The 20,819-nt window shown below is 58.9% G+C and carries 24 protein-coding genes; 8 read left to right on the forward strand and 16 right to left on the reverse strand.

Annotated elements, in window-relative coordinates:
* Positions 1-61: 61 nt before the first annotated feature.
* Genes K325_RS0113955 through K325_RS0113975 form a run of 5 tightly spaced genes read right to left on the reverse strand, consistent with a single transcriptional unit; the run spans position 62 to position 4,145 of the window.
* Positions 62-718 (reverse strand): SCO family protein, encoded by a 657-nt coding sequence (locus K325_RS0113955; RefSeq protein WP_029654882.1) that lies wholly within the window; start codon positions 716-718, stop codon positions 62-64.
* A 31-nt stretch (positions 719-749) separates the two neighbouring features.
* A complete protein-coding gene (cyoE, locus tag K325_RS0113960; protein ID WP_029654883.1) occupies positions 750-1,670 on the reverse strand; it encodes a heme o synthase in 921 nt (306 codons plus the stop codon).
* Positions 1,667-2,770 carry a COX15/CtaA family protein gene (locus K325_RS0113965; protein ID WP_029654884.1) on the reverse strand — a complete coding sequence of 368 codons (1,104 nt, stop codon included), beginning with the start codon at positions 2,768-2,770 and terminating at the stop codon, positions 1,667-1,669. Before K325_RS0113965 ends, cyoE begins: the two co-directional genes overlap by 4 nt.
* 15 nt (positions 2,771-2,785) lie before the next feature.
* Positions 2,786-3,427 (reverse strand): hypothetical protein, encoded by a 642-nt coding sequence (locus tag K325_RS0113970; RefSeq protein WP_029654885.1) that lies wholly within the window; start codon positions 3,425-3,427, stop codon positions 2,786-2,788.
* Positions 3,408-4,145, reverse strand: coding sequence for an SURF1 family protein (locus K325_RS0113975; protein WP_029654886.1), 738 nt, complete (start codon positions 4,143-4,145; stop codon positions 3,408-3,410). Before K325_RS0113975 ends, K325_RS0113970 begins: the two co-directional genes overlap by 20 nt.
* A gap of 49 nt (positions 4,146-4,194) precedes the next feature.
* Here K325_RS0113975 and K325_RS0113980 point away from each other — a divergent pair, with 49 nt between their 5' ends.
* Positions 4,195-4,398: a twin transmembrane helix small protein gene (locus tag K325_RS0113980; RefSeq protein WP_029654887.1), complete on the forward strand. Its 204-nt coding sequence runs from the start codon at positions 4,195-4,197 to the stop codon at positions 4,396-4,398.
* Between the two features lie 10 nt (positions 4,399-4,408).
* Here K325_RS0113980 and K325_RS0113985 read toward each other — a convergent pair whose 3' ends face one another.
* Genes K325_RS0113985 through coxB form a run of 4 tightly spaced genes read right to left on the reverse strand, consistent with a single transcriptional unit; the run spans position 4,409 to position 8,688 of the window.
* On the reverse strand, positions 4,409-5,296 hold the full coding sequence (locus K325_RS0113985; RefSeq protein WP_029654888.1) for a cytochrome c oxidase subunit 3: 888 nt from the start codon (positions 5,294-5,296) through the stop codon (positions 4,409-4,411).
* Between the two features lie 16 nt (positions 5,297-5,312).
* On the reverse strand, positions 5,313-5,909 hold the full coding sequence (locus K325_RS0113990) for a cytochrome c oxidase assembly protein (protein WP_029654889.1): 597 nt from the start codon (positions 5,907-5,909) through the stop codon (positions 5,313-5,315).
* Between the two features lie 13 nt (positions 5,910-5,922).
* Positions 5,923-7,506, reverse strand: a complete 1,584-nt coding sequence (ctaD, locus tag K325_RS0113995) for a cytochrome c oxidase subunit I (RefSeq protein ID WP_029654890.1) — start codon at positions 7,504-7,506, stop codon at positions 5,923-5,925.
* Positions 7,507-7,563: 57 nt separating this feature from the next.
* Positions 7,564-8,688 carry a cytochrome c oxidase subunit II gene (gene coxB / locus K325_RS0114000; RefSeq protein ID WP_029654891.1) on the reverse strand — a complete coding sequence of 375 codons (1,125 nt, stop codon included), beginning with the start codon at positions 8,686-8,688 and terminating at the stop codon, positions 7,564-7,566.
* A gap of 224 nt (positions 8,689-8,912) precedes the next feature.
* Here coxB and K325_RS0114005 point away from each other — a divergent pair, with 224 nt between their 5' ends.
* From K325_RS0114005 to K325_RS0114025, 5 genes are all read left to right on the forward strand, one after another.
* The gene (locus K325_RS0114005; protein WP_211218160.1) at positions 8,913-10,223 is read left to right on the forward strand and encodes an MATE family efflux transporter; all 1,311 of its coding nucleotides are present in this window, start codon (positions 8,913-8,915) and stop codon (positions 10,221-10,223) included.
* A gap of 190 nt (positions 10,224-10,413) precedes the next feature.
* Entirely contained in the window at positions 10,414-11,061 is a 648-nt protein-coding gene (locus K325_RS0114010) for a hypothetical protein (RefSeq protein ID WP_029654893.1), read from the forward strand.
* Positions 11,062-11,148: 87 nt separating this feature from the next.
* Positions 11,149-11,535, forward strand: coding sequence for a DoxX family protein (locus tag K325_RS0114015; protein WP_029654894.1), 387 nt, complete (start codon positions 11,149-11,151; stop codon positions 11,533-11,535).
* Between the two features lie 83 nt (positions 11,536-11,618).
* A complete protein-coding gene (locus tag K325_RS0114020) occupies positions 11,619-11,849 on the forward strand; it encodes a DUF1653 domain-containing protein (RefSeq protein ID WP_029654895.1) in 231 nt (76 codons plus the stop codon).
* Between the two features lie 114 nt (positions 11,850-11,963).
* Positions 11,964-13,286, forward strand: a complete 1,323-nt coding sequence (locus tag K325_RS0114025; RefSeq protein ID WP_029654896.1) for a Na+/H+ antiporter family protein — start codon at positions 11,964-11,966, stop codon at positions 13,284-13,286.
* 58 nt (positions 13,287-13,344) lie between these two features.
* On the opposite strand, the gene K325_RS0114030 is transcribed toward K325_RS0114025, so the two are convergent.
* Entirely contained in the window at positions 13,345-13,596 is a 252-nt protein-coding gene (locus K325_RS0114030; RefSeq protein WP_029654897.1) for a YheV family putative zinc ribbon protein, read from the reverse strand.
* Positions 13,597-13,652: 56 nt separating this feature from the next.
* Positions 13,653-15,698 (reverse strand): oligopeptidase A, encoded by a 2,046-nt coding sequence (gene prlC, locus K325_RS0114035; RefSeq protein ID WP_029654898.1) that lies wholly within the window; start codon positions 15,696-15,698, stop codon positions 13,653-13,655.
* A gap of 70 nt (positions 15,699-15,768) precedes the next feature.
* Here prlC and K325_RS0114040 point away from each other — a divergent pair, with 70 nt between their 5' ends.
* Positions 15,769-16,308 carry a gamma carbonic anhydrase family protein gene (locus tag K325_RS0114040; RefSeq protein ID WP_029654899.1) on the forward strand — a complete coding sequence of 180 codons (540 nt, stop codon included), beginning with the start codon at positions 15,769-15,771 and terminating at the stop codon, positions 16,306-16,308.
* A 186-nt stretch (positions 16,309-16,494) separates the two neighbouring features.
* On the forward strand, positions 16,495-16,950 hold the full coding sequence (locus K325_RS0114045) for an Hsp20/alpha crystallin family protein (RefSeq protein ID WP_029654900.1): 456 nt from the start codon (positions 16,495-16,497) through the stop codon (positions 16,948-16,950).
* 35 nt (positions 16,951-16,985) lie between these two features.
* Here the strand turns inward: K325_RS0114045 and K325_RS0114050 are convergent, their stop codons facing one another.
* The 5 genes from K325_RS0114050 to hemF form a co-directional block, all read right to left on the reverse strand.
* Positions 16,986-17,303 (reverse strand): PA4642 family protein, encoded by a 318-nt coding sequence (locus K325_RS0114050; RefSeq protein WP_029654901.1) that lies wholly within the window; start codon positions 17,301-17,303, stop codon positions 16,986-16,988.
* 114 nt (positions 17,304-17,417) lie between these two features.
* Positions 17,418-18,251, reverse strand: coding sequence for a flagellar motor protein MotB (locus K325_RS0114055; protein WP_029654902.1), 834 nt, complete (start codon positions 18,249-18,251; stop codon positions 17,418-17,420).
* A 3-nt stretch (positions 18,252-18,254) separates the two neighbouring features.
* The gene (locus K325_RS0114060) at positions 18,255-19,028 is read right to left on the reverse strand and encodes a motility protein A (protein ID WP_029654903.1); all 774 of its coding nucleotides are present in this window, start codon (positions 19,026-19,028) and stop codon (positions 18,255-18,257) included.
* Positions 19,029-19,066: 38 nt separating this feature from the next.
* Positions 19,067-19,894 carry a shikimate dehydrogenase gene (aroE, locus tag K325_RS0114065; RefSeq protein WP_029654904.1) on the reverse strand — a complete coding sequence of 276 codons (828 nt, stop codon included), beginning with the start codon at positions 19,892-19,894 and terminating at the stop codon, positions 19,067-19,069.
* Complete coding sequence (gene hemF, locus K325_RS0114070; protein ID WP_029654905.1) at positions 19,887-20,813, reverse strand: oxygen-dependent coproporphyrinogen oxidase; 927 nt, start codon at positions 20,811-20,813, stop codon at positions 19,887-19,889. Before hemF ends, aroE begins: the two co-directional genes overlap by 8 nt.
* Positions 20,814-20,819 lie beyond the last annotated feature (6 nt).

The following is a 20,819-nucleotide window of genomic DNA, read 5'->3' on the forward strand; positions in this document are numbered from 1 at the left end:
GGTTTTGAGTAGATAACAACCGGGCAGTTTAAGCGACTCGCAGGGGATTGTCAGCGGGGCCTCAGGAACCCGTTCGGTTTGCCCTGGCCCACTGGTAGATCTGTTCAAATGCCTCAACGAGCTTTTCCGGCTGGTGTGGCGGCTGTATCAGGGCCTGCAGCTCGCCCTCCGGATTCAGCAGGGCAAAATGCCCGCTGTGGTCGACCAGAAGTTCGCCGTTCACCTCCCGATGCACGAAGACGGCGCTTACACTCTTTGCTACCTCCCTCAAGGTAGCCAGCTCTCCGGTCAGGCCATGAAAATGCTCACCAAAGAAGCCGGTGTAAGCTTTCAGTTTCTCGGGCGTGTCGTGTTCGGGGTCAGCGGTCACCAGCAGATAATCGGGCTGCGGCAGTTCCGGGGCAAGCAACTGGTCGGTGCGCCGCAAGTTTGCCATGGCAGCCGGGCAGATGTCCGGGCAATTGGTGTAGCCAACGAACACAAAGGTCCATCGCCCCCTCAGATCTTCCCGGGTAACCGTCTGGCCCTCTTCGTTGGTCAGGGAAAAGTCGGCCAGCGGACGTGGCTGCTCATACACATACGTGTTGTACTGGCTGAGATCCGGAGCCGGTGAGGGCCCCCCACCCACCAGGAACACCTGCCGGCCAACGGTCAGCCCGAACACCAGCACCACCAGCAGCAACAGAACAAACAGGGTAATCCGAATCGACCGCCCCATAGGGCCTCCCAAACAGGTTAACCCCGGCCGCTCAGGCCGGGATAAACACAAAGTGATCCACCAGTAACACCACAAACAGGGCCATCAGATAGGTAATGGAGTATTTGAACGTGTTCAGTGCAACCCGCCGGTCATCCCCTTTCAACAAGCGAATGGCGTATTGCAGGAACCGCAAGCCTAGCGCCACGGCACCCACCAGGTAAATACCGCCAGACATACCTGTGACAAATGGTAGCAGGCTGACCGCCAGCAACATCAGCGTATAAAGCAGAATGTGCAGTTCGGTGTAACGGTTACCGTGGGTCACCGGCAACATGGGAATCCCCGCCTTGGCGTATTCCTCCTTGCGGTGAATGGCCAGAGCCCAGAAATGAGGCGGCGTCCAGGCAAAAATGATCAGAACCAGCAGAAGCGCATGCCCTTCCACCTGCCCGGTGACCGCCGTCCAGCCCAGCAGCGGTGGCATGGCACCTGCCAGACCACCAATCACAATGTTCTGCGGTGTGGCGCGCTTGAGGAACAGGGTGTAAACACCGGCATAACCCACCAGAGACGCCAGGGTCAGCCAGGCGGTGAGTTCATTCACCTGCCAGACCAGCACCACCATGCCCAGAGCCGCCAGCACCGTCGCAAACAGCAGGGCATCGACGGGTGCTATCCGCCCGGTGGCAACCGGTCGTTTGCGGGTCCGGGCCATGACTGTATCGATTTTCTGATCCACCACGTGATTAACCACAGCCGCCGCGCCCGCCAGCAAGGCAATACCGAGGTTGCCAAACAACAGGACACTCCACCCCGGCACACCGGGCGCCGCCAGCAACATGCCAATCACCGAAGTGAGGATCATCAACGCGACCACCCGGGGCTTGGTCAGTTCCAGATAATCACGCCAGGACAGACTGGCCGTGTGTGCCGAACGCTGAACCGGCAATGCTTTCACTCGCTCGCTCATGCCGTTACCTCCCGGTTTAGGATTGTTGTACGGGTTGCGGGGGATGCTGCGGGCCGGACCCGCTGATGATGCAGCCAGATCAGGTGCATCATCGACAGCAACAGGCCAGCGCCCATGGCATTGTGGGCAACGGCAATAATCAGAGGAATGTGCAGCCAGACGTTGGTCAGTCCCAGACAGAACTGGACGAGCAGGGCTCCAGCCACCAGCAGAATACCTCGCCCCAGGGCGGTATCGGTCCGCTCGCGCCAGAGCAGCGACAGCAGGACGGCGAGATACCCCACCACCAACACCGCGCCCAGACGATGGCTCACATGAATGGCCACCCGGCCATCACTGGTTAACTGACCACCGAGGTAGTTCGGGCCAACGTGCTGCGTTACATCAAAACCATGACGGAAATCCATGCCCTCTGGCCACCACTGGCCCTGACAGGTTGGGAGATCGGTACAGGCCACTGCCGCGTAGTTGGCAGCCGTCCAGGCACCCAAAGCAATCTGCAGGATGACAAGAAACAGCCCGCCGTATAACCAGGGCCGGAATCTGGCCAGCGATGACGCTCTGACGGCCAGAGAAGCTCCTTTGCCGCAGGCCCGACGCCGGAGGCGAAGCGTCAGCAGGAGCAGCAGACTCAGGGTTGTGAACCCCCCAAGCAGATGCAGCGCCACCACCTGAGGCCAGAGTTTGAGCGTGACCGTCCACATGCCAAACGCCGCCTGCAACACAATGAAACCCGTCAGAAAAACCGGCAGCCTGAGCGGCAGGCCCGCCTTGCGATGACGCACCGAGGCAATTGCCAGCCCAAACACCAGTATCCCCAGTGAACCCGCCGCATAACGATGAATCATCTCAGGCCACCCCTTGGACACATCCACTGGCGTTTCCGGGAAACGGGCATTGGCAATGGCAATGTGGGTCTCGCTCTGGGGTACCGTCAGAAACCCGTAACAGCCGGGCCAGTCCGGACACCCAAGGCCCGCGTGGACCAGCCGCGTCCAGGCCCCCAGCATAATGACGACCACCGCCAACGCACAGGCCAGGGTCGACCAGAAAGCCAGCTTCCTGGCAATTGCCCGGGAGGGTTCAGACATCGCTGTCATACCGCAGACCTCCCGTTACCCGATCTGAGACAGTTTCAGGAGGTGCTTCAGGTCTTTGAGCAACTGTTTACCCGTGTGCTCCGTTCCATAGTTCATCATCACGTTACCGAACGGATCGACCAGCAGAAGACGCGGCTGCTGCTCCGGGTCAACACCCGCAGGCCATCGCGGTGACTCACCGGTAACCGGGCGCAGGCGCTCCATCAGGCGATAGTCCTCCTGCCAGCGGCGCTCAAGATCCGCTGGCACGCCGGCCATGTAGGCCGCCCGCCCGACCCTGGGCGCATTCTTACCCAGAGCGATATTTACCTGACGCGCCAGATAAAGCAGCTGCTCACAGTCCTCCGTGCAGGTACCGGCAACCACCAGCATCAACCATTTGGTCTCTGCGGAGTCTGCCCCGAACCTGGCCTGCAGGGGCTCCCCGCCAGCGGTCTGGAGATTCAGTTGAGCAACCGGCACGGGTGGCTCAATCAGCAGCCCCTGATTGGTCTGGCCAACCGGGTTAAGCCAGCCAGTATAGAACATCAGCGTAGCCGCCAGCATCGGGCCTAAGCCAACAGCAAAAAGCAGCAGGGCCGTGCGCCTGCCGCGCCGGATCTGTGCCGGGGTAGGGCCATCGTGATGAGGGATAGAGTCAGCCGTTGTCGTTGTCATTGTCGGCTCCTGTCTTTCGTTGTTTTTTATAACTCGCCACCAGAGTCAATATAGTCAGTACCAGCGCCAGCGCAAACCACTGGACCGCATATCCGTAATGGGTCTGGGGCCCCATCACATCCGGCGACCGGTCAGCCCGGTAGGCGCCGGGTTGTCGACTGTCGGCGAGATGCACAACCATGGGCGCCGGGTTGATCACCTGCTCACCCACCTGTTCCCCCGACAGCGCCTGCACCCGCCTTGGCCAGCCCTCGCGCCCCGGTTCCTGCCCCCCCAGCACCAGTGGTTGCGGATACCCGGCCAGCCAGCCGCTCAACGTGAGTATAGACTCAGGCGTCTGAACCTCCGGCAAACGATCCCGTGTGGCCGGCGCCGGAAGCCAACCCCGGTTAATCACGACCGGTGGGCCGGATACCGGCATAAACAACGTCAGCACTTCGTATCCCGCACGGCCATTCCGGGTCCGGTTATCGAGTAGCCAGGTCTGTTCGCCATACCAGCCGGTCAACGTCACTGGCTGCCCGGCCTGCCAAGGACCCTCGAACACTTCCTCCCAGTCGACGCTGGCAGTCTGGCCCTGCCAGGCAGCCAGCAACGCAGCTTTCTCCGCCGCCCGGTTCAGTTGCCAGATCCCCAGACTGATCAGCACCGGCAGAAAAGCACCCGCAAACACCAGCAATCGCCAGTCAAACTGCCATCGACCCGGCCCGGACCCCACTTACGGTCGCTCTGCTATAGTGAAAGAACATGCCTCAACCGGATACCTCATGCTGAAACTAGCCATTGTCGTTCTTCTGTTTGCCGTGATCGTCAGCCTGTTCAGCGGATTGTTCTTCCTGATTCGGGATGGTGGAAAAACTAACCGCGTGATCAACTCCCTTGCGGTGCGCGTGACCCTCAGCGTCCTGCTGTTAGCGGTCGTACTGATCGCGCTCTGGACCGGTGATCTCACCCTGAACCCAACTCCCTGATTTTCCAGCCTTACAGCACATACACGAAGATAAACAGCCCCAGCCAGACCACATCCACAAAGTGCCAGTACCAGGAGGCCGCTTCGAACCCGAAATGGTTGTCGGCGGTAAAGTGGCCTTTGGTAATCCGGACCAGCATGATCACCAGCATCAGAGTCCCAAGCATCACGTGGGCACCGTGGAAACCGGTGAGCATGAAGAAGGTGCTGCCATAAATCCCGGACTGAAGCGTCAGGTCCAGATCCTGGTACGCATGCATGTATTCGTAACCCTGAACAAACATGAACACCACCGCCAGGGCGATGGTAGCCGCCAGCCAGAGTTTGACCTTCGCCCGGTTTCCCGCCTTCAGGGCATGATGGGCAATGGTTACGGTGAAGGAGGAAGTCACCAGTAGCAGGGTATTGATCAGCGGGAGCCCCCAGGGGCCAATCACTTCCTTCGGCCCGGGATAGGCCTCCGGATTCGGGTTGCTGACCAGTGGCCAGCTTGCCTGGAAACCCTCCCACAACATGTTGGTGCTGCCTTTATCACCCTCGCCTCCCAGCCAGGGCACCACAAAGACCCGCACGTAGAACAGCGCGCCAAAGAACGCGGCAAAGAACATCACTTCCGAGAAAATGAACCAGCTCATCCCCCAGCGGAACGAACGGTCCATCTGGTCGCTGTAGAGACCGGCGCGACTCTCGCGAATCACACTGCCAAACCAGCCGAACAGCATATACGCCATGATCAGGGCGCCAACCCAGAACATAATCCAAGAGCCGGTGGTACTCTCGCCCTGATTGCCATTGACCATGATGGACGCCGCGCCATAAAGGGTCACCCCAAGGCCAACGGTCGCAACGATAGGCCACTTGCTCTGCTCGGGAACGTAATAGGTCTGATGCTCCGCCATAGCTGTCTCCGACGGCTTAGCCGTTATTGTTGGTTGTTTTACCTGCCCCAACCGCTCCCGATACCTCAGCCTTCTGGCTCTGATCGTAGAGCGTGTAGGACAGTGTCAGCTTGGTGATGTGCTCAGGCAGCTCCGGATCGACAATGAACACCAGAGGCATCTCCGTGCTCTCCCCGGCCTCCAGGGGCTGCTGGTTGAAGCAGAAACATTCGGTCTTGTGAAAATACAAAGTCCCTTCAGACGGTGACAGGCTGGGAACGGCCTGGCCGACCATGGCCTCATCCGTACCATTCTCCGCATAGAAGTTGACCGTCACTGGCTCACCAGGGTGCACCCGGATGCTTCGGGTGACCGGCCGGAATTCCCACGACATGCCCGGGCCATTGCTGGCAAGAAACTGCACGGTCACCGTGCGGTTGGCGTCCACCGCATTCGACACCCCGGTCTCGTAACGCCCTCCGGTTTTGCCGTTGATGCCCGTGATTTCACAGAACACGTCATACAGGGGAACCAGGGCAAACCCAAAGGCAAACATGCCCACCACCCCCGCCATGCACCAGGCAATAACCCGGCTGTTACTGCGCTTACCCTGCTGTGGTTGTACCTCTGCCATGGCGACCTCCCGGTTATTTCACGTCCGGCGGCGTTGAGAAGGTGTGATAAGGCGCAGGTGAGGGCACCGTCCACTCCAGCCCTTCCGCCCCATCCCAGGGTTTGGCCGGGGCCTTTTCACCACCCCGGACACACTTGACCACAATGAACAGGAACAACAACTGGGTGGCCCCGAACATGAACGCACCAATACTGGAAATCATATTGAAATCAGTAAACTGCAAGGCATAGTCCGGAATCCTGCGGGGCATGCCGGCCAATCCCAGAAAATGCATCGGGAAGAACGCCAGGTTCATGCCAATGAAGGACAGCCAGAAATGGGTCTTGGCCAGGGTTTCGTCGTACATGTGGCCAGTCCACTTCGGCAGCCAGAAATAGGCGGAGGCAAAAATGCCGAAGATAGCGCCCGGAACCAGCACATAATGGAAATGCGCCACCACAAAGTAGGTGTCGTGGTACTGGAAGTCTGCAGGTGCGATGGCCAGCATCAGCCCGGAGAACCCCCCAATGGTGAACAGAATGATGAAGGCTACGGCAAACAGCATGGGCGCCTCAAAGCTCAGAGAGCCCCGGAACATGGTGGTCACCCAGTTAAACACCTTCACCCCGGTGGGCACCGCGATTAACATGGTCGCGTACATAAAAAACAGCTGACCGGCCAACGGTATGCCGACGGTAAACATATGGTGCGCCCACACAATGAACGAGAGCAGGGCGATCGCACCCACGGCGTAGACCATGGAGGCATACCCGAACAGGGGCTTGCGGGAGAACGCCGACACAATATGGGAGATCGCACCGAACGCCGGCAGAATCATGATGTAGACCTCAGGGTGGCCGAAAAACCAGAACACATGCTGGAACAGCACCGGATCACCGCCGCCGGAGGCGTCAAAGAAACTTGTCCCGAAATTGATGTCCATCAGCATCATGGTCACCACACCGGCCAGCACCGGCATCACGGCAATCAGCAGGAACGCGGTGATCAGCCAGGTCCAGACAAACAACGGCATTTTCATCAGGGTCATGCCCGGCGCCCGCATGTTGAGGATGGTGGCAATGACGTTGATGGCCCCCATGATCGACGAGACCCCCATGATGTGCACCGCAAAGATAAAGAACGTGGTGCTGGGCGGCCCGTACGTGGTAGACAGCGGCGCATAGAAGGTCCAGCCAAAGTTCGGTGCGCCCCCCTGCATGAACAGGGTCGACACCAGGATCAGGAACGCGCAGGGCAACAGCCAGAAACTCCAGTTATTCATGCGCGGCAGCGCCATGTCCGGCGCCCCGACCATCAACGGCAGCATCCAGTTAGCCAGCCCCACAAAAGCAGGCATCACTGCTCCGAACACCATGATCAATCCGTGCATGGTGGTCATCTGGTTAAAGAACTCCGGCTGCACAATCTGCAGTCCCGGCTGGAACAGCTCGGCCCGGATAACCATCGCCATGCTGCCCCCGAGCAGGAACATGGCAAAACTGAAGATCAGGTACATCGACCCGATGTCTTTGTGGTTGGTGGTCAGCAGCCAGCGACTGATGCCTTTGGCCGGGCCGTGGTGATGTTCCTGGCTGTGGGTATCTGCAACCGCACTCATGAAAACCCCCGTTACCGCCTTCTGATGTGGCTGGTGATTGTTGTTATCTGGCGTTGATCACTCTTGGTTCTTGTAATCAAAGATTTCCTTGGGTGTGACCATGTCACCGGTGTTGTTGCCCCAGGCATTGCGCTCATAGGTGATCACCGCCGCCAGATCCACCTCACTCAACTGGTTGCCGAACGCCTGCATGGCGGTGCCCGACTTGCCGTTCACCACGATATCGATGTGAGCGTCCATTTCACCGGTCGCAATCGGGCTGCCCTTCAACGCCGGGAATGCCGGTGGCATCCCGCTGCCGTCCGCCTGGTGACAGGCCGCACATGCAGTCTGGTAGGCTTTCTCGCCGCGGGCCATCAGCTCATCCATGGTCCAGTCTTTCTCCGTCAGCTGGCGCTCTTTCTCGGCCGCTTCACGCTGCCCGGCCACCCAGGCGTTGTACTCCTCTTCCGGCACCGCCTCCACCACCACAGGCATAAAGCCATGGTCCTTGCCGCAGAGTTCCGTGCACTGGCCCCGGTAAATGCCCGGCTCATCAACGCGGGTCCAGGTTTCATTGATAAAACCGGGGATGGCATCTTTCTTTACACCAAACTCCGGTACCCACCAGGAATGGATAACATCGTTGGCGGTCAACAGGAAACGCACCTTTTTACCCACCGGAATCACCAGCGGGTTGTCTACCTCCAGAAGATAGTTCTCGCCTTTGGCCTGGCGGTTTTCAATCTGGTCTCGTGGCGTGGAGAGGCTGGAGAAATAACCAAAATCCTCGTTGATGTACTCGTACTGCCAGCGCCACTGATACCCGGTAATCTTGATGTCGACGTCAGATTCCGTGGTGTCGTACATCTCCACCAGCGTTGCCGTGGCCGGAATCGCCATCGCCACCAGAATTGCAAAGGGAATAATGGTCCATAAAATCTCAACCACGGTGTTTTCATGAAAATTGGCGGGCTTGGCACCCTGAGACTTGCGATGAGCGAAGATGGACCAGAACATGACCCCGAACACCACTACACCGATGGCGACGCAGATCCAGAGAATGGTCATATGAAGGCTGAAAATCTGATTGCTGGTGCCGGTTACACCGGGCGACATGTTCATGGTCCAGTCAGCCATGACAACAGCCGGTGACGACAAACCAGCGGCTAGGGCTACTGCCCGCTTGGCATGCACGCTCATACTGTGTCTCCACAGAGTGTTATTCTTGTCGGATTTTGCGTTATCCCCCTGTGATCACCGAAGGCACTCGCAACCGCCGGATAACCCCAGAGTGAAAGCCTGCTTATGGATACATCAAATTTGAGTATAGACACAGATCAAAAAAAGACTAAAAAACCCTTAAATCCAAATAAGATAAGTGCAGAGTTTTGAGAAACATAAAGAATAAGCGGCGCCCAGTCGGCATGATTGACCGACGCCTCTGGGCACTGGCGTGGCCTCTGATGCTGACCAACCTCACCGTCCCATTGCTGGGCCTGGTGGATACGGCTGTGCTGGGCCACCTGGACAGCCCGGAGTATCTGGGGGCCGTCGCCGTCGGCGCTAACCTCTTCAGTATCCTGTACTGGACCTTCGGCTTCATGAGAATGGGCACCACCGGCCTGTCTGCCCAGGCCTGGGGAAAGCGGGACCACTTTGCCCAGGTCGCACTACTGCTGCGCTCCCTCTTGTTGGCGACAGGGATCGGTTTGCTGCTGATTCTGTTCCATCAGCCCCTGATCCGTCTGGGTCTGCAGTTGATGAACCCCAGTCCTGACGTGGCCGCACTGGCGGCAGAATACGCCTCTATCCGGATCTGGAGCGCCCCTGCCGTGCTGTGCCAATACACCCTGGTGGGCTGGCTGATAGGCACCCAGTTCCCCCGTGGGCCTATGGTGATGCTGATCATTGCCAACGGCATCAACATCGTGCTGGACGTGTTTTTCGTCACCGTGCTTGGGTGGAACAGCCGGGGCGTAGCTCTGGCCACCGTCATGGCCGAGTATGGCGCCGCCCTGATCGGTTTTGTCATCGTGCTCCGGCGGATGCCCGAAGGCCAGGCTCTGAGCCGGGCCCTGTTCGGCCACCTCGCCGACTATCTGACCATTCTTCGGGTGAATCGCTATATTATGGTTCGCACCGTCGCCCTGTTGCTGGTGCTGGCATTCTTCACCGCTCAGGGGGCACGCCAGGGTGATATCATCCTGGCGGCCAATGCCGTTCTGATTACCTTCCTGCTGGTCATATCCAACGCCCTGGATGGTTTTGCCAACGCCGCTGAAGCCCTGATCGGGGAGGCCGTCGGCCAGAACAGTCAACGCCGTTTCCGGCTGGTCTTCGTCAGCGCCCTGCGCTGGTCGGTCTGGGGTGCCCTGATCCTGACCCTTGCCTTTGTGCTCGGGGGGCGCTGGCTGATCAGCCTGCTGACCGGTATCGAAGAGGTTCGCACGACGGCGTGGCAATACCTGCCCTGGCTCTGGTTACTGCCGTTTGCCTCAGTCTGGGGGTTCCTGTTCGATGGAGTGTTCATTGGCGCCACCCGCACCCGGGAAATGCAGAACACCATGCTGTTCTCGGCCCTTGCTGTCTTCCTGCCTGCCTGGTGGTTCACCACCGGCTGGGGGAACCACGGGCTCTGGTTTGCGCTGATAGCCCTGATGCTGGCACGGGCCGCCAGTATGGGCTGGCTGTGCTGGCGATACACCCGGATGGGCCGCTGGTTTGAGCCACACTGAATCTTGTCAGCCAGTACCAAGGGTTAAATTTTACGTCTCGTGAAGCAAGGCGGAAAATCTTGGCTACACTAATCAGAAACGGCAGGCATGTTGCGGTAGCCAGCCCCTGCTATCCTGCCTCCGGTTATTCCTTATTAGAACAGGAGGCGCCTTGCGACCTCACATTATTCAGACCTCGGCATCCCCAGAAATGACACCAAAGGCTGTCCTTGACATCATCGATCAGGCCAGGCGTCAGGAAGCACGATCCGGCGCCTTTTTACGCCAGATGAAAGAAAAAGCCGCCCGACTACCGGGCTCGGTCGTCGTGGACGGCTATCAGCCAGCGACGTCGCTGTTCCAGTTTGCCGTGGAATACATCGAGATGGCCCCCCGGCTGATAGAATGTGTCGACGCCTGCGCCCGTGAAGCCGGCATCACAGAATTGTTCCAGCCGTTCATTGACGCCGCTATCCGATTCTTTACCCAACCCTCCGTATTACTGGTGCGCTACGACGGCCTGGACGGTCTGCTCATCCGCGCCTATCTGTGTCACCGTCTGATGGAGGAGATGCAAGACAACAACCGGTCCATCCGCGCCAGTGAGTTGATTGACCTGGAAGCCACCCGGGCCAACCTGCTGGTGCACGAGCTGATCGGTGAGCCGTTTGCCAACGAGCTGGACGACGCCATCACCGTTACCGTCCTGCAGACAGCGGGAACCCCGGACTACTACGACCTCGACCTGGACCCGTTTGTAAACCAGGTCAATCACCAGGCCTGGGACTGGATGCGCCACTACTGGGAAAACCTGCTGGACCGCAACCACATCCGCTTTTCTCTGGGGTCTGGCGGCTGACTCGGCAATTGCTAACAACACGTCACTGAATTGCCTCACAAAAAGCCGTATCCTGCTCTCTTTTGAACCCAACTCTGGAGACCAAGCGTGCTGGACAATGCCGATCTGGGAAAACTGATTGTAAGGCTCACACTGGGTGGTTTGCTGCTGTTCCACGGCATCGCCAAACTGCTCAACGGTATTGGCTTTATCGAAGGGCAACTGGCCAGCCATGGCCTTCCGACCATACTGGCTTACGGTGTCTATATCGGCGAAATCATTGCGCCGCTGATGGTCATCCTGGGCTACCAGACCCGCATTGGCGCCCTGATCATCATTTTTAACATGATCGTAGCCATCGCCCTGGTTCACGGGCACCAGCTGCTGACCCTGAGCAGCAATGGCGGATGGGCCCTCGAACTCCAGGGGTTCTTCCTGTTTACCGCGCTGGCCGTGATGTTTCTGGGGCCGGGCCGGTACAAACTGAAAAACTGAAGCTAACCGGCCCTGGCCACAGACTCCGACCCAGGGCCGGTGACATTATGGAGTAACGTCCTGGTACCACCAGAGAGGAAGCCATGCACGAACGCAAACATCCTGTTCAACCCGGTCGCTATCGCCACTACAAAGGCCAGACCTACGATGTCATCGGCGTCGCCCGGCACAGCGAAACCGAAGAGTCCATGGTGGTCTATCGTTGCCTGTATGGCGACTACAGCCTGTGGGTCCGGCCTCTGGCCATGTTTCAGGAAACCGTGGAGGTTGCCGGGGAGCTGGTCCCCCGTTTTATGCGCATCGAAAATGAGTAACCCGCGCACAACCGCTTTGACTGTCGCCGCCATTTCCTGCACATTAGCGCACTTTTCGTACTGCCGGCGGTCGGAAGGCGCCGGTTGATCCCCGATGTCTGCCCGGAGTTTGCCATGAATGCCGTCGTTGCCGCGGTGCTGATCATGCTCGTACTGAGCCTGTGCCGCATCCACGTTGTCGTTGCCCTGATCATTGGAGCCATTTCCGGTGGCCTGGTGGCGGGTATGTCCCTTGAAGATACCATCAATGCCTTCAACTCAGGCCTGGGGGGAGGCGCGACCGTTGCACTCTCCTACGCGACGCTTGGTGCCTTTGCCGTTGCCATCGGCAAGTCCGGTCTTGCCCACGCTTTGGCCGACAAGGCGCTGACGCTGGTGGGCCGCCAGGATGAAGGCGGCGCCGCAAACGGCATCCGGTTTATGATCATCGGGCTGCTGCTGGCGATCGCTATCTCCTCCCAGAACATTCTGCCGATTCATATCGCCTTTATCCCGCTGGTGGTGCCCCCCTTACTGTACGTCATGGCGAAACTGCACATGGACCGTCGACTGGTGGCCTGTGTCCTGACCTTCGGCCTGATCACCCCCTACATGTTCCTGCCGGTCGGCTTCGGCGGCATCTACCTGAATGAAATCCTGCTGGCCAATGTGGCCGACAACGGTGTGGATGCCAGCGAGCTGAACGTCATGTCAGCCATGGCCCTGCCAGCTCTGGGCATGCTGACCGGGCTGCTGATTGCCGTCTTTTTCAGCTACCGGGGCGGTCGCGGTTACGACCTCAAACGCATCGAACAGACCGAGCGCGTCGAGGTGAAATACAGCCCGCGAACCCTGGTCATGGCTCTGGTCGCCATCGCTGTGGCCTTCGTTGTCCAGCTCTGGCTGGGCTCCATGATCCTTGGCGCGCTGGCCGGGTTCGTACTGTTCAACGTTTCTGGTGTGGTGAAATGGAAGGAAGCCGATGACCTGTTCACCGAAGGCATGAAAATGCTGGCCATGATCGGATTCATCATGATCGCTGCCAATGGCTTCGCAGAGGTCATGCGACAAACCGGCGAAATCGCCAGTCTGGTGGAGGGTTCCGTTGCGGCCATTGGTGACAACAAGGCACTGGCCGCCCTGTTGATGCTGGCCGTCGGCCTGCTGATTACCATCGGCATCGGGTCGTCATTCTCGACCATTCCCATTATTGCCGCGCTGTACGTACCGCTGGCGCTGCAACTGGGTTTCAGCCCACTGGCCATCGTTGCTCTGGTGGGCACCGCCGGCGCCCTGGGCGACGCGGGTTCCCCTGCGTCTGACTCCACCCTCGGGCCCACCGCGGGGCTCAACGTGGATGGCCAGCACAACCACATCTGGGACACCGTGGTGCCCACGTTCCTGCACTACAATCTGCCATTGCTGGCCTTTGGCTGGCTGGCCGCGATGGTGCTCTGACGCACTCGCTCAACCTCTGCCTGTCGACGACCGGAAACCGTCACCGGCAGGCAGGGGGTCAGTCTTCCGGTCCCGATTTGAAGAACACGACCTGCTTTACTGTATGGTCGTCGGTGTTGCCTCGCTTGTTCACCCGTGTCTCGATTTCCGTCGCCGCTGTCGACGCCTGTTCCGACATGGCATCGGTAAACCCGCAGGCCACACATTCCCGGATCTGCTTACCATGATCATTGGTAAACATCATGATCTTGTCCATCTCCGCACAGCGGGGACACACCGCACCGGCAATAAAACGTTTCGGACTTGCCATCATTCAACTCCAGATTCTTTACCCGATGGCCATGATGACCACCGGGCATCGTGGTATCAGGCCGCTTCGTCCGTAATGCCGGTCTGCTTCAGCAAGGCATCCACTTCGGGCTCCCGGCCCCGGAATGCCTTGAACAACGCCATGGGCTCCTGCGAACCGCCTTTCTCAAGAATATGATGCAGGAAGGCCTTGCCGGTCTCCTGATCAAAAATGCCGTTTTCCTCAAACAGCGAGAACGCATCGGCCGCCAGCACTTCCGCCCACTTGTAGCTGTAGTACCCGGCCGCGTACCCACCGGCAAAGATGTGGGAAAACGCGTTGGGGAAGCGGTTAAAGTCCGGCGCCTGAACCACCGCAATGCCTTCCCGCACGGTGCGATGCATGTCCAGCGGATTGGTCGGCGCTTGCTCGCTGAATTCCGCATGCAAACGGAAATCGAACAGCGAAAACTCCAGCTGCCGCACCATAGCCATCCCCGACTGGAAGTTCTTCGCCGCCAGCAACTTCTGCAGCAGGTCCTCCGGCAATGGCTCACCGGTGTCATGGTGGCTGGCAATCAGTGCCAAAGACTCCGGATTCCAGCACCAGTTTTCCAGGAACTGGCTCGGCAGCTCAACCGCATCCCAGGCCACGCCATTGATACCGGACACATCCATCACTTCCACCTGCGTCAGCATGTGGTGCAGCCCATGGCCGAATTCGTGGAACAGGGTGGTCACCTCGTCGTGGGTCAGCAGCGACGGTTTACCATCCACAGGCGGCGTAAAGTTGCAGGTCAGAAACGCCACCGGTAGCTGCAATTTACCACGCAGATCCCGCCAGCGAACCCGGCAGTCCGCCATCCAGGCACCACCGCGTTTGCCCTGGCGGGCATAGAGATCCAGATAGAACCAGGCAATCGGCTCACCGTGTCGGCTGATGCAATAGGCCTGGGCGTCGTCATGCCAGGTTTCCACCTCCGGATGCGCCTCGATCTGCACACCAAACAGCTTCTCTGCCACCCGGAACAAGCCCGGCACCACCTTGTCCACCGGGAACCAGGGGCGCAGGGTTTCCGGGGAAATGTCGTAACGCTTCTGGCGCAGCTTTTCGCTGTAATAACCCACATCCCAGGCCTGCAGGTCCTCCTGGCCGTACTCGTCTTTAACGAACGCCTTCAGCTCGGCAAATTCCCTCTCCGCCTGGGGCTTTGACTTGGCCGCGAGCTGGTTCAGGAATTCCATCACCTCATCCACGCTGCGGGCCATTTTGGTGGCCAGCGAACGTTCGGCGTAATTACCAAACCCAAGCAGTTGGGCGAGGGCATGTCGACGCTTGAGAATCTCCGCCATGACCGGGGTATTATCCCATGTCGCGGCATCCGGCCCCTGGTCCGATGCCCGGGTAACAAAGGCCTCGTACACTTCCCGGCGCAGGCTGCGATTGTCACCATAGGTCATCACCGGATAAAAGCTGGGAAAATCCAGAGTAATGACGTACCCGTCCAGCTCCTTCTGACGGGCTGCCTGCTTTGCGCCTTCAATGGCCGTTTCCGGCAGACCAGACAGTTCGTCCACGTCGGTGATGTGTTTGAACCAGTGCTGGGTGGCGTCCAGAACGTTGTCGCTGAACTTGTTGGACAGTTCTGCCAGTTCCCGGGACAGCTCCGCATAACGCTTCTTCTTGTCCTCCGGCAGATCCACCCCCCCGAGCCGGAAATCCCGCAGGATGTTATCGATGGACTTGCGCTGGGCTTCACTCAGAGTCTGGAAATCATCCCGGCCAGCCAGCTTTTTATAGGCCTCGCACAGAGCCGCATTCTGGCTGACTTCGGTGCTGTACTCCGTCAGTTTTTCCAGGCAATTCTTGTAGAATTTGCGCAGGTCGTCGTTGTTCATCACACCGTTCAGGTGTGAGATCACCGACCAGGCATTGCTCAGTTTGTCTTCCAGCGCCTGCATAGGCTGAGCGAGGGTTTCCCAGGTAGGGTTTTCCTGCCCGGCCAGTGCCTGGATCTTCATCCGGTTCTCGCTGAGAATCTGGTCGATGGCCGTTTCCATGTGCTCGGTACGGATATGGCCGAACTTCGGCAACAGATCGTCAGTCAGTAGCGGGTTATTCATAGGTCCCCTTCTCAGCCGTTCGTTAATGAGATAGCTTGCACCGTACTTGGACAGTATTGAGGTATATGTAATGGCGAATGTACGAACTCACAAGGGTATCACACCACAATTTGGCGAAGGCACCTGGGTCGACGACAGCGCCGTGGTCATCGGCGACGTCCAGATGGGCGAAGACTGCTCCGTGTGGCCCATGACTGTGATCCGCGGCGACATGCACAAAATCCGCATCGGCGACCGCTGCAGTATCCAGGACGGTTCCGTCCTGCACATCACCCACGCCAGCGACTACAACCCCGGTGGCTGGCCACTGATCCTTGGTGATGACGTGACCGTGGGCCACAAAGCCCTGTTGCACGGCTGCACCATTGGCAGCCGGGTTCTGGTCGGAATGGGCTGTACGGTCATGGACGGCGCCGTGGTGGAAGACGAGGTCATCATCGGTGCTGGCACGCTGGTCCCCCCGGGCAAACGATTGGAATCTGGCTACCTGTATGTGGGTTCACCGTGCAAACAGGCCAGGGCACTGAGCGATAAAGAAAAAACCTTCTTCAAGTACACCGCCGCCAACTACGTAAAACTGAAAAACGAGTACCTGAACCCCACCGAATAACTCCCAGGCGCCCCTGATTCAGGTCAAATTCTGATCAGTGGGCACTTGAAATTCGTCTGTTTGAACCTACTTTCGTGAATAGCAGAAGTTCACGGAGTCCATCCGGGGGCGCCACCGGTTTGGAGCTGTTCCGCGACCGAAGCTGATGAAAACCTCAGATTCGTATTCGTTAATGGAGGAGTTCCCATGAGCAACATCACACGCTGGAATCCGATCAGTGAGTTCGAAGACATGATGAACCGCTACAACCGGATGTTTGGCCTTGCCCGCGCCAACGGTGAGCGGGAAGGCAAAGACCTGTTCAGCCGAAGTGATTGGGCCCCGGCGGTCGACATCAAGGAAACCCCGGAAGCCTTTCTGGTAGAAGCTGAATTGCCAGGCATGGCCAAAGAGGATGTCAAAGTGACGGTCCATGATGGCGTGCTCACCATTCAGGGGGAGCGCAAGAGCGAGGAAGAGAGCAACGACAAAAAGCTGCACCGCATCGAACGCTTCTATGGCAGCTTCACGCGCCGGTTCACGCTGCCCGACAACGTGGACGAGAACAGCGTGACAGCCGGGTTCAAGGACGGCCTGCTGACGCTGAAGATTCAGAAGGCGGAGCCGAAAGAACCGAAAGCGATTGAAGTGGAAGTTCGGTAAACCGCTTGTCCCGGAGCTGGTGCAATCGGCAGACCTCAGTGTCCGTCGGTTGCCCCGGCTTTGGCCCCGGCCTTTTCCAGAGCTCGGACGTAATCCGCACTGCGACGGTGGCTGGCGACCCGATCCAGGATGGTGGCACCCTGTTCGTCTTCCGCGTTCAGATCCCGGCCGGCTTCGACAAAAAAGCCAACAAAGCGCTCGAAATCCTCGGCCCGCATCGCCTCGTAGGCACGATTCAGAACGAAATGATCTGCGTTAACGCTCTGATCCCACGGAGTGAGATCGAGATAACTCCTAACCCGCTCATCGCTCCACTCTTCACCAATAACTTTGGGCTTGTCCGGTCCGCTCATGCTGGCATCTCCTGCTGTCAGTAATCCAGGGCGCACAGTATAAGGCTTTGAATGAAGAGGGGTTATATGAATCCACTATGAGAAGCTACGCTCACGGCATAAGGCGACGGTCGTTCAGGGCAGGATTTCCACCGGCAGGTCCGCCGTGGGTGCATCCTCATCACATTCAGGTTTGCGAATCGCGATTTCCACCCGACGGTTCATGGCGCGGTTTTCAGGGGTATCGTTAACGGCCAGCGGACGGGTTTCGGCCCGACCGGCCGCCACCACACGTTCAGCAGGGATCTGTCGATCGAGCACCAGTTCATGAACCACGGACACCGCCCGGGCCGCCGACAGATCCCAGTTGGAGCGATAGCGACTGCTGGAGATCGGCCGGTCGTCCGAGTGTCCGGAGACCACCACATCCCCGGTACAAACCGCCAGCACATCCACCACCCGCTCAATGATCGGGATCATCTCCGGTTTGATTTCGGCATCTCCTGACCGAAAGGTCGCTTCTTCCGAGAACCGGATCACCACCTGATCTTCGTCATAGTTCACGTGCAGGGCCTCAGAGGCCACCTCAGACTGAAGCTCCCGCACCAGGCGACCCGCCAGATCCAGCACTCCACCGGGAATCTGCCGGGTTTCCGAGCGCTCAGTGCGCTCATCAATAAATTCCGGTTGGTCCTGCAACGACTCCGACGGCTCGGGCAACGATACGGTGTCAGACTCCACCAGAGTAATGGGCGAACCGCCGATATCCTGGGCCACGACATTACTGGAACCAAAGGCCAGCGCCATCGAATTGGCCATGGCCCGGTACTTTTCCACATCCATTTCGGCAAACGACAACAAAAGAATGAAAAACGTCAGCAACAGGGTGGCCAGATCCGCAAAGGTGACGATCCAGTCCGGTGCACCGCTTTTTGCCCGGCGCCTCCTGAACGTCCTGACCGGAAGCAAGCCTCAGGCCTCCCGCTCGGGTTCGAGGTTCGTGCGATGTTCAGGGGAGACGTAGGACGACAGCAATTCGGTCATCACTCTGGGGTTCTCTCCGCGCATAATGCTCTTGATCGACGTGATGATCAGCAACTGATTACGGGCATCGTCTTCCGCCTTAAGCTGGAGTTTGTCGGCCAGGGGCAGGGCCATCAGCTGCGCAATAAACGCACCATAAAGAGTGGTCAGCAAGGCAATGGCCATGGCCGGGCCAATGGACGAAGGATCGTCGAGGGTGTTGAGCATCTGGACCAGCCCCACCAGAGTGCCCAGCATCCCGATCGCTGGCGCCGATTCGCCAATACCACGGAATACCCGTTCAGCCACGTCGTAGCGCTCCGCCGTTTGCTGACTCTCCTGCAGCAGGGCTTCTTCCACCAGTTCTGGCGGGTGGCCATCAACACAGAGGTTTATGGCCTTTTTCAGAAATTCGTCCTGGGTTTCATGGTTTTCCAGCCCCAGGATACCTTCCTTCCGGACCACCCGGGCCAGCACGCCGACCTCCCGGATCAGCTCGGCCGGGTGCGCCAGCCTATCCGTAAACGCAGCCCGGAAAGCCAGCCGGAACGCGCTGAGAACCGAGGGCATGCGAAACTTGATCAGGGTTACCGCAAACGTGCCCCCCAGGACAATGGCCAGGCCGGGCAAATTCAGAAAGGTAAGTACCGAGGCATTCGCCAGCATGGCGAGCACCACAATCAGGGTTCCGGCTAGCAACCCGACAAGCGTAAGAATATCCATAACTGACCCTTATCGACGGCGCGGCTGCATCGCCTGCCTCAGTCTGTTCTCAGTTCCTCGATCACCGTCGAGGTCTCCGGGTGCACCCCGCGCCACACGCAGAAGGACTCGGCGGCCTGCTCCACCAACATCCCCAGACCATCAAACACGCGTCGAGCTCCGTGGTCCAGAGCCCACTGGTTGAACGTCGTGGTCTGCAAAGAGTACATCATGTCGTAAACGACCGTGTTGGCCCCGATCACATCCGCCGGTACTGGCGGGAGATCTCCCTTCAGACTCGCGCTGGTGCCATTAATGACCACGTCAAATGGCCCGGCCACCTGCTCAAACCCGCACGCGGACAGCGGTATGGCGCGATTCTCCCGCGCAAACAACCGGGCCAGAGCTTCCGCCCTGGTTACCGTTCGGTTGGCGATCACCAGGCCCCCGGGCTGTTCATCCAGCAAGGGCCCAAGGACGCCACGAACCGCGCCTCCGGCCCCCAGTATCAGCAGCCGTGCACCGCTCAGGGACACACCGTGGTTATCTCTCAGATCACGGACAATCCCAACACCATCTGTGTTATCGGCCACCAGCCGGTTTTCTTGATCCAGATACAAGGTATTGGCGGCACCGGCCAGCTCGGCCCGATGGGTCCGGTGCCCGGCCAGGGTCCAGGCCTGCTCCTTGAAAGGTACTGTGACGTTCAGACCTTTGCCGCCGCGCTCAAAGAAATGACGCACGGTGCCGGCGAAATCGTCCAGAGGCGCCTGAATCGCCGTGTATTCCACCGCTTCACCGGTTTGCTGCGCAAACAGGCTGTGGATACGAGGGGATTTGCTGTGGCTGATGGGGTTGCCCACCACCGCGTACAGGTCGTTAGTCATCCAGTCCCTCCAGCCAGTCACGACCGGTCAGAAAGTGATCCGTCAGACGGGCCTCGTCACTGCCCGGCTCTGGCCGGCGGTCGTAATCCCAGCGAACCAGAGGAGGCAACGACATCAGTATGGACTCGGTCCGGCCACCGGACTGAAGGCCAAACAATGTGCCTCGGTCATACACCAGGTTGAACTCAACGTAACGGCCACGGCGGTAGAGCTGGAACTCCCGTTCCCGCTCGCCCCAGGGCTGATCCATTCGTCGCCGAACAATGGGCTCATAAGCCTCAATGTAACTATCACCGACGGCCTGCATAAAGGCAAAGTCCTGGTCAAAATCCCCGGTGTTGTAATCATCGAAGAAAAGACCACCTACCCCTCTGGGCTCCTGTCGGTGCTTGAGGTAAAAGTAATCATCGCACCAGCGTTTATAATCGGAATAAACCATCTCTCCGAATGGCTGGCAGGCACGCCGGGCGGTCCGGTGCCAGTGCACGCAGTCTTCCTCAAAGCCGTAGTAAGGGGTCAGATCGTAACCGCCGCCAAACCAGTACACCGGGTCCCCGTTTTTGGGCGTCGCGATAAAAAACCGTACGTTGGCGTGCGAGGTGGGCACATAAGGGTTGTTCGGGTGTATGACCAGCGACACCCCCATGGCCTGCCAGGGTGCACCGGCCAGATGCGGGCGGTGAGCGGTAGCCGAGGCGGGCATGGTGTCGCCCATCACATGGGAGAAGTTAACCCCCCCTTTCTCGAAAACCGCGCCCTCTGCGATCACACGGCTGGTGCCACCACCCCCTTCCGGGCGTTCCCAGCTATCGCGGATAAACGACGCCTGGCCGTCGATGGCCTCCAGCCTCTGACAGATACGCGACTGAAGCCTCATCAGATACTCTTTAACGGCCTGGGTGTCCGGTTGCTGCGACATGAATTC

The sequence above is a fragment of the Marinobacter daepoensis DSM 16072 genome, assembly GCF_000421165.1.
Classification (GTDB): Bacteria; Pseudomonadota; Gammaproteobacteria; order Pseudomonadales; family Oleiphilaceae; genus Marinobacter; species Marinobacter daepoensis.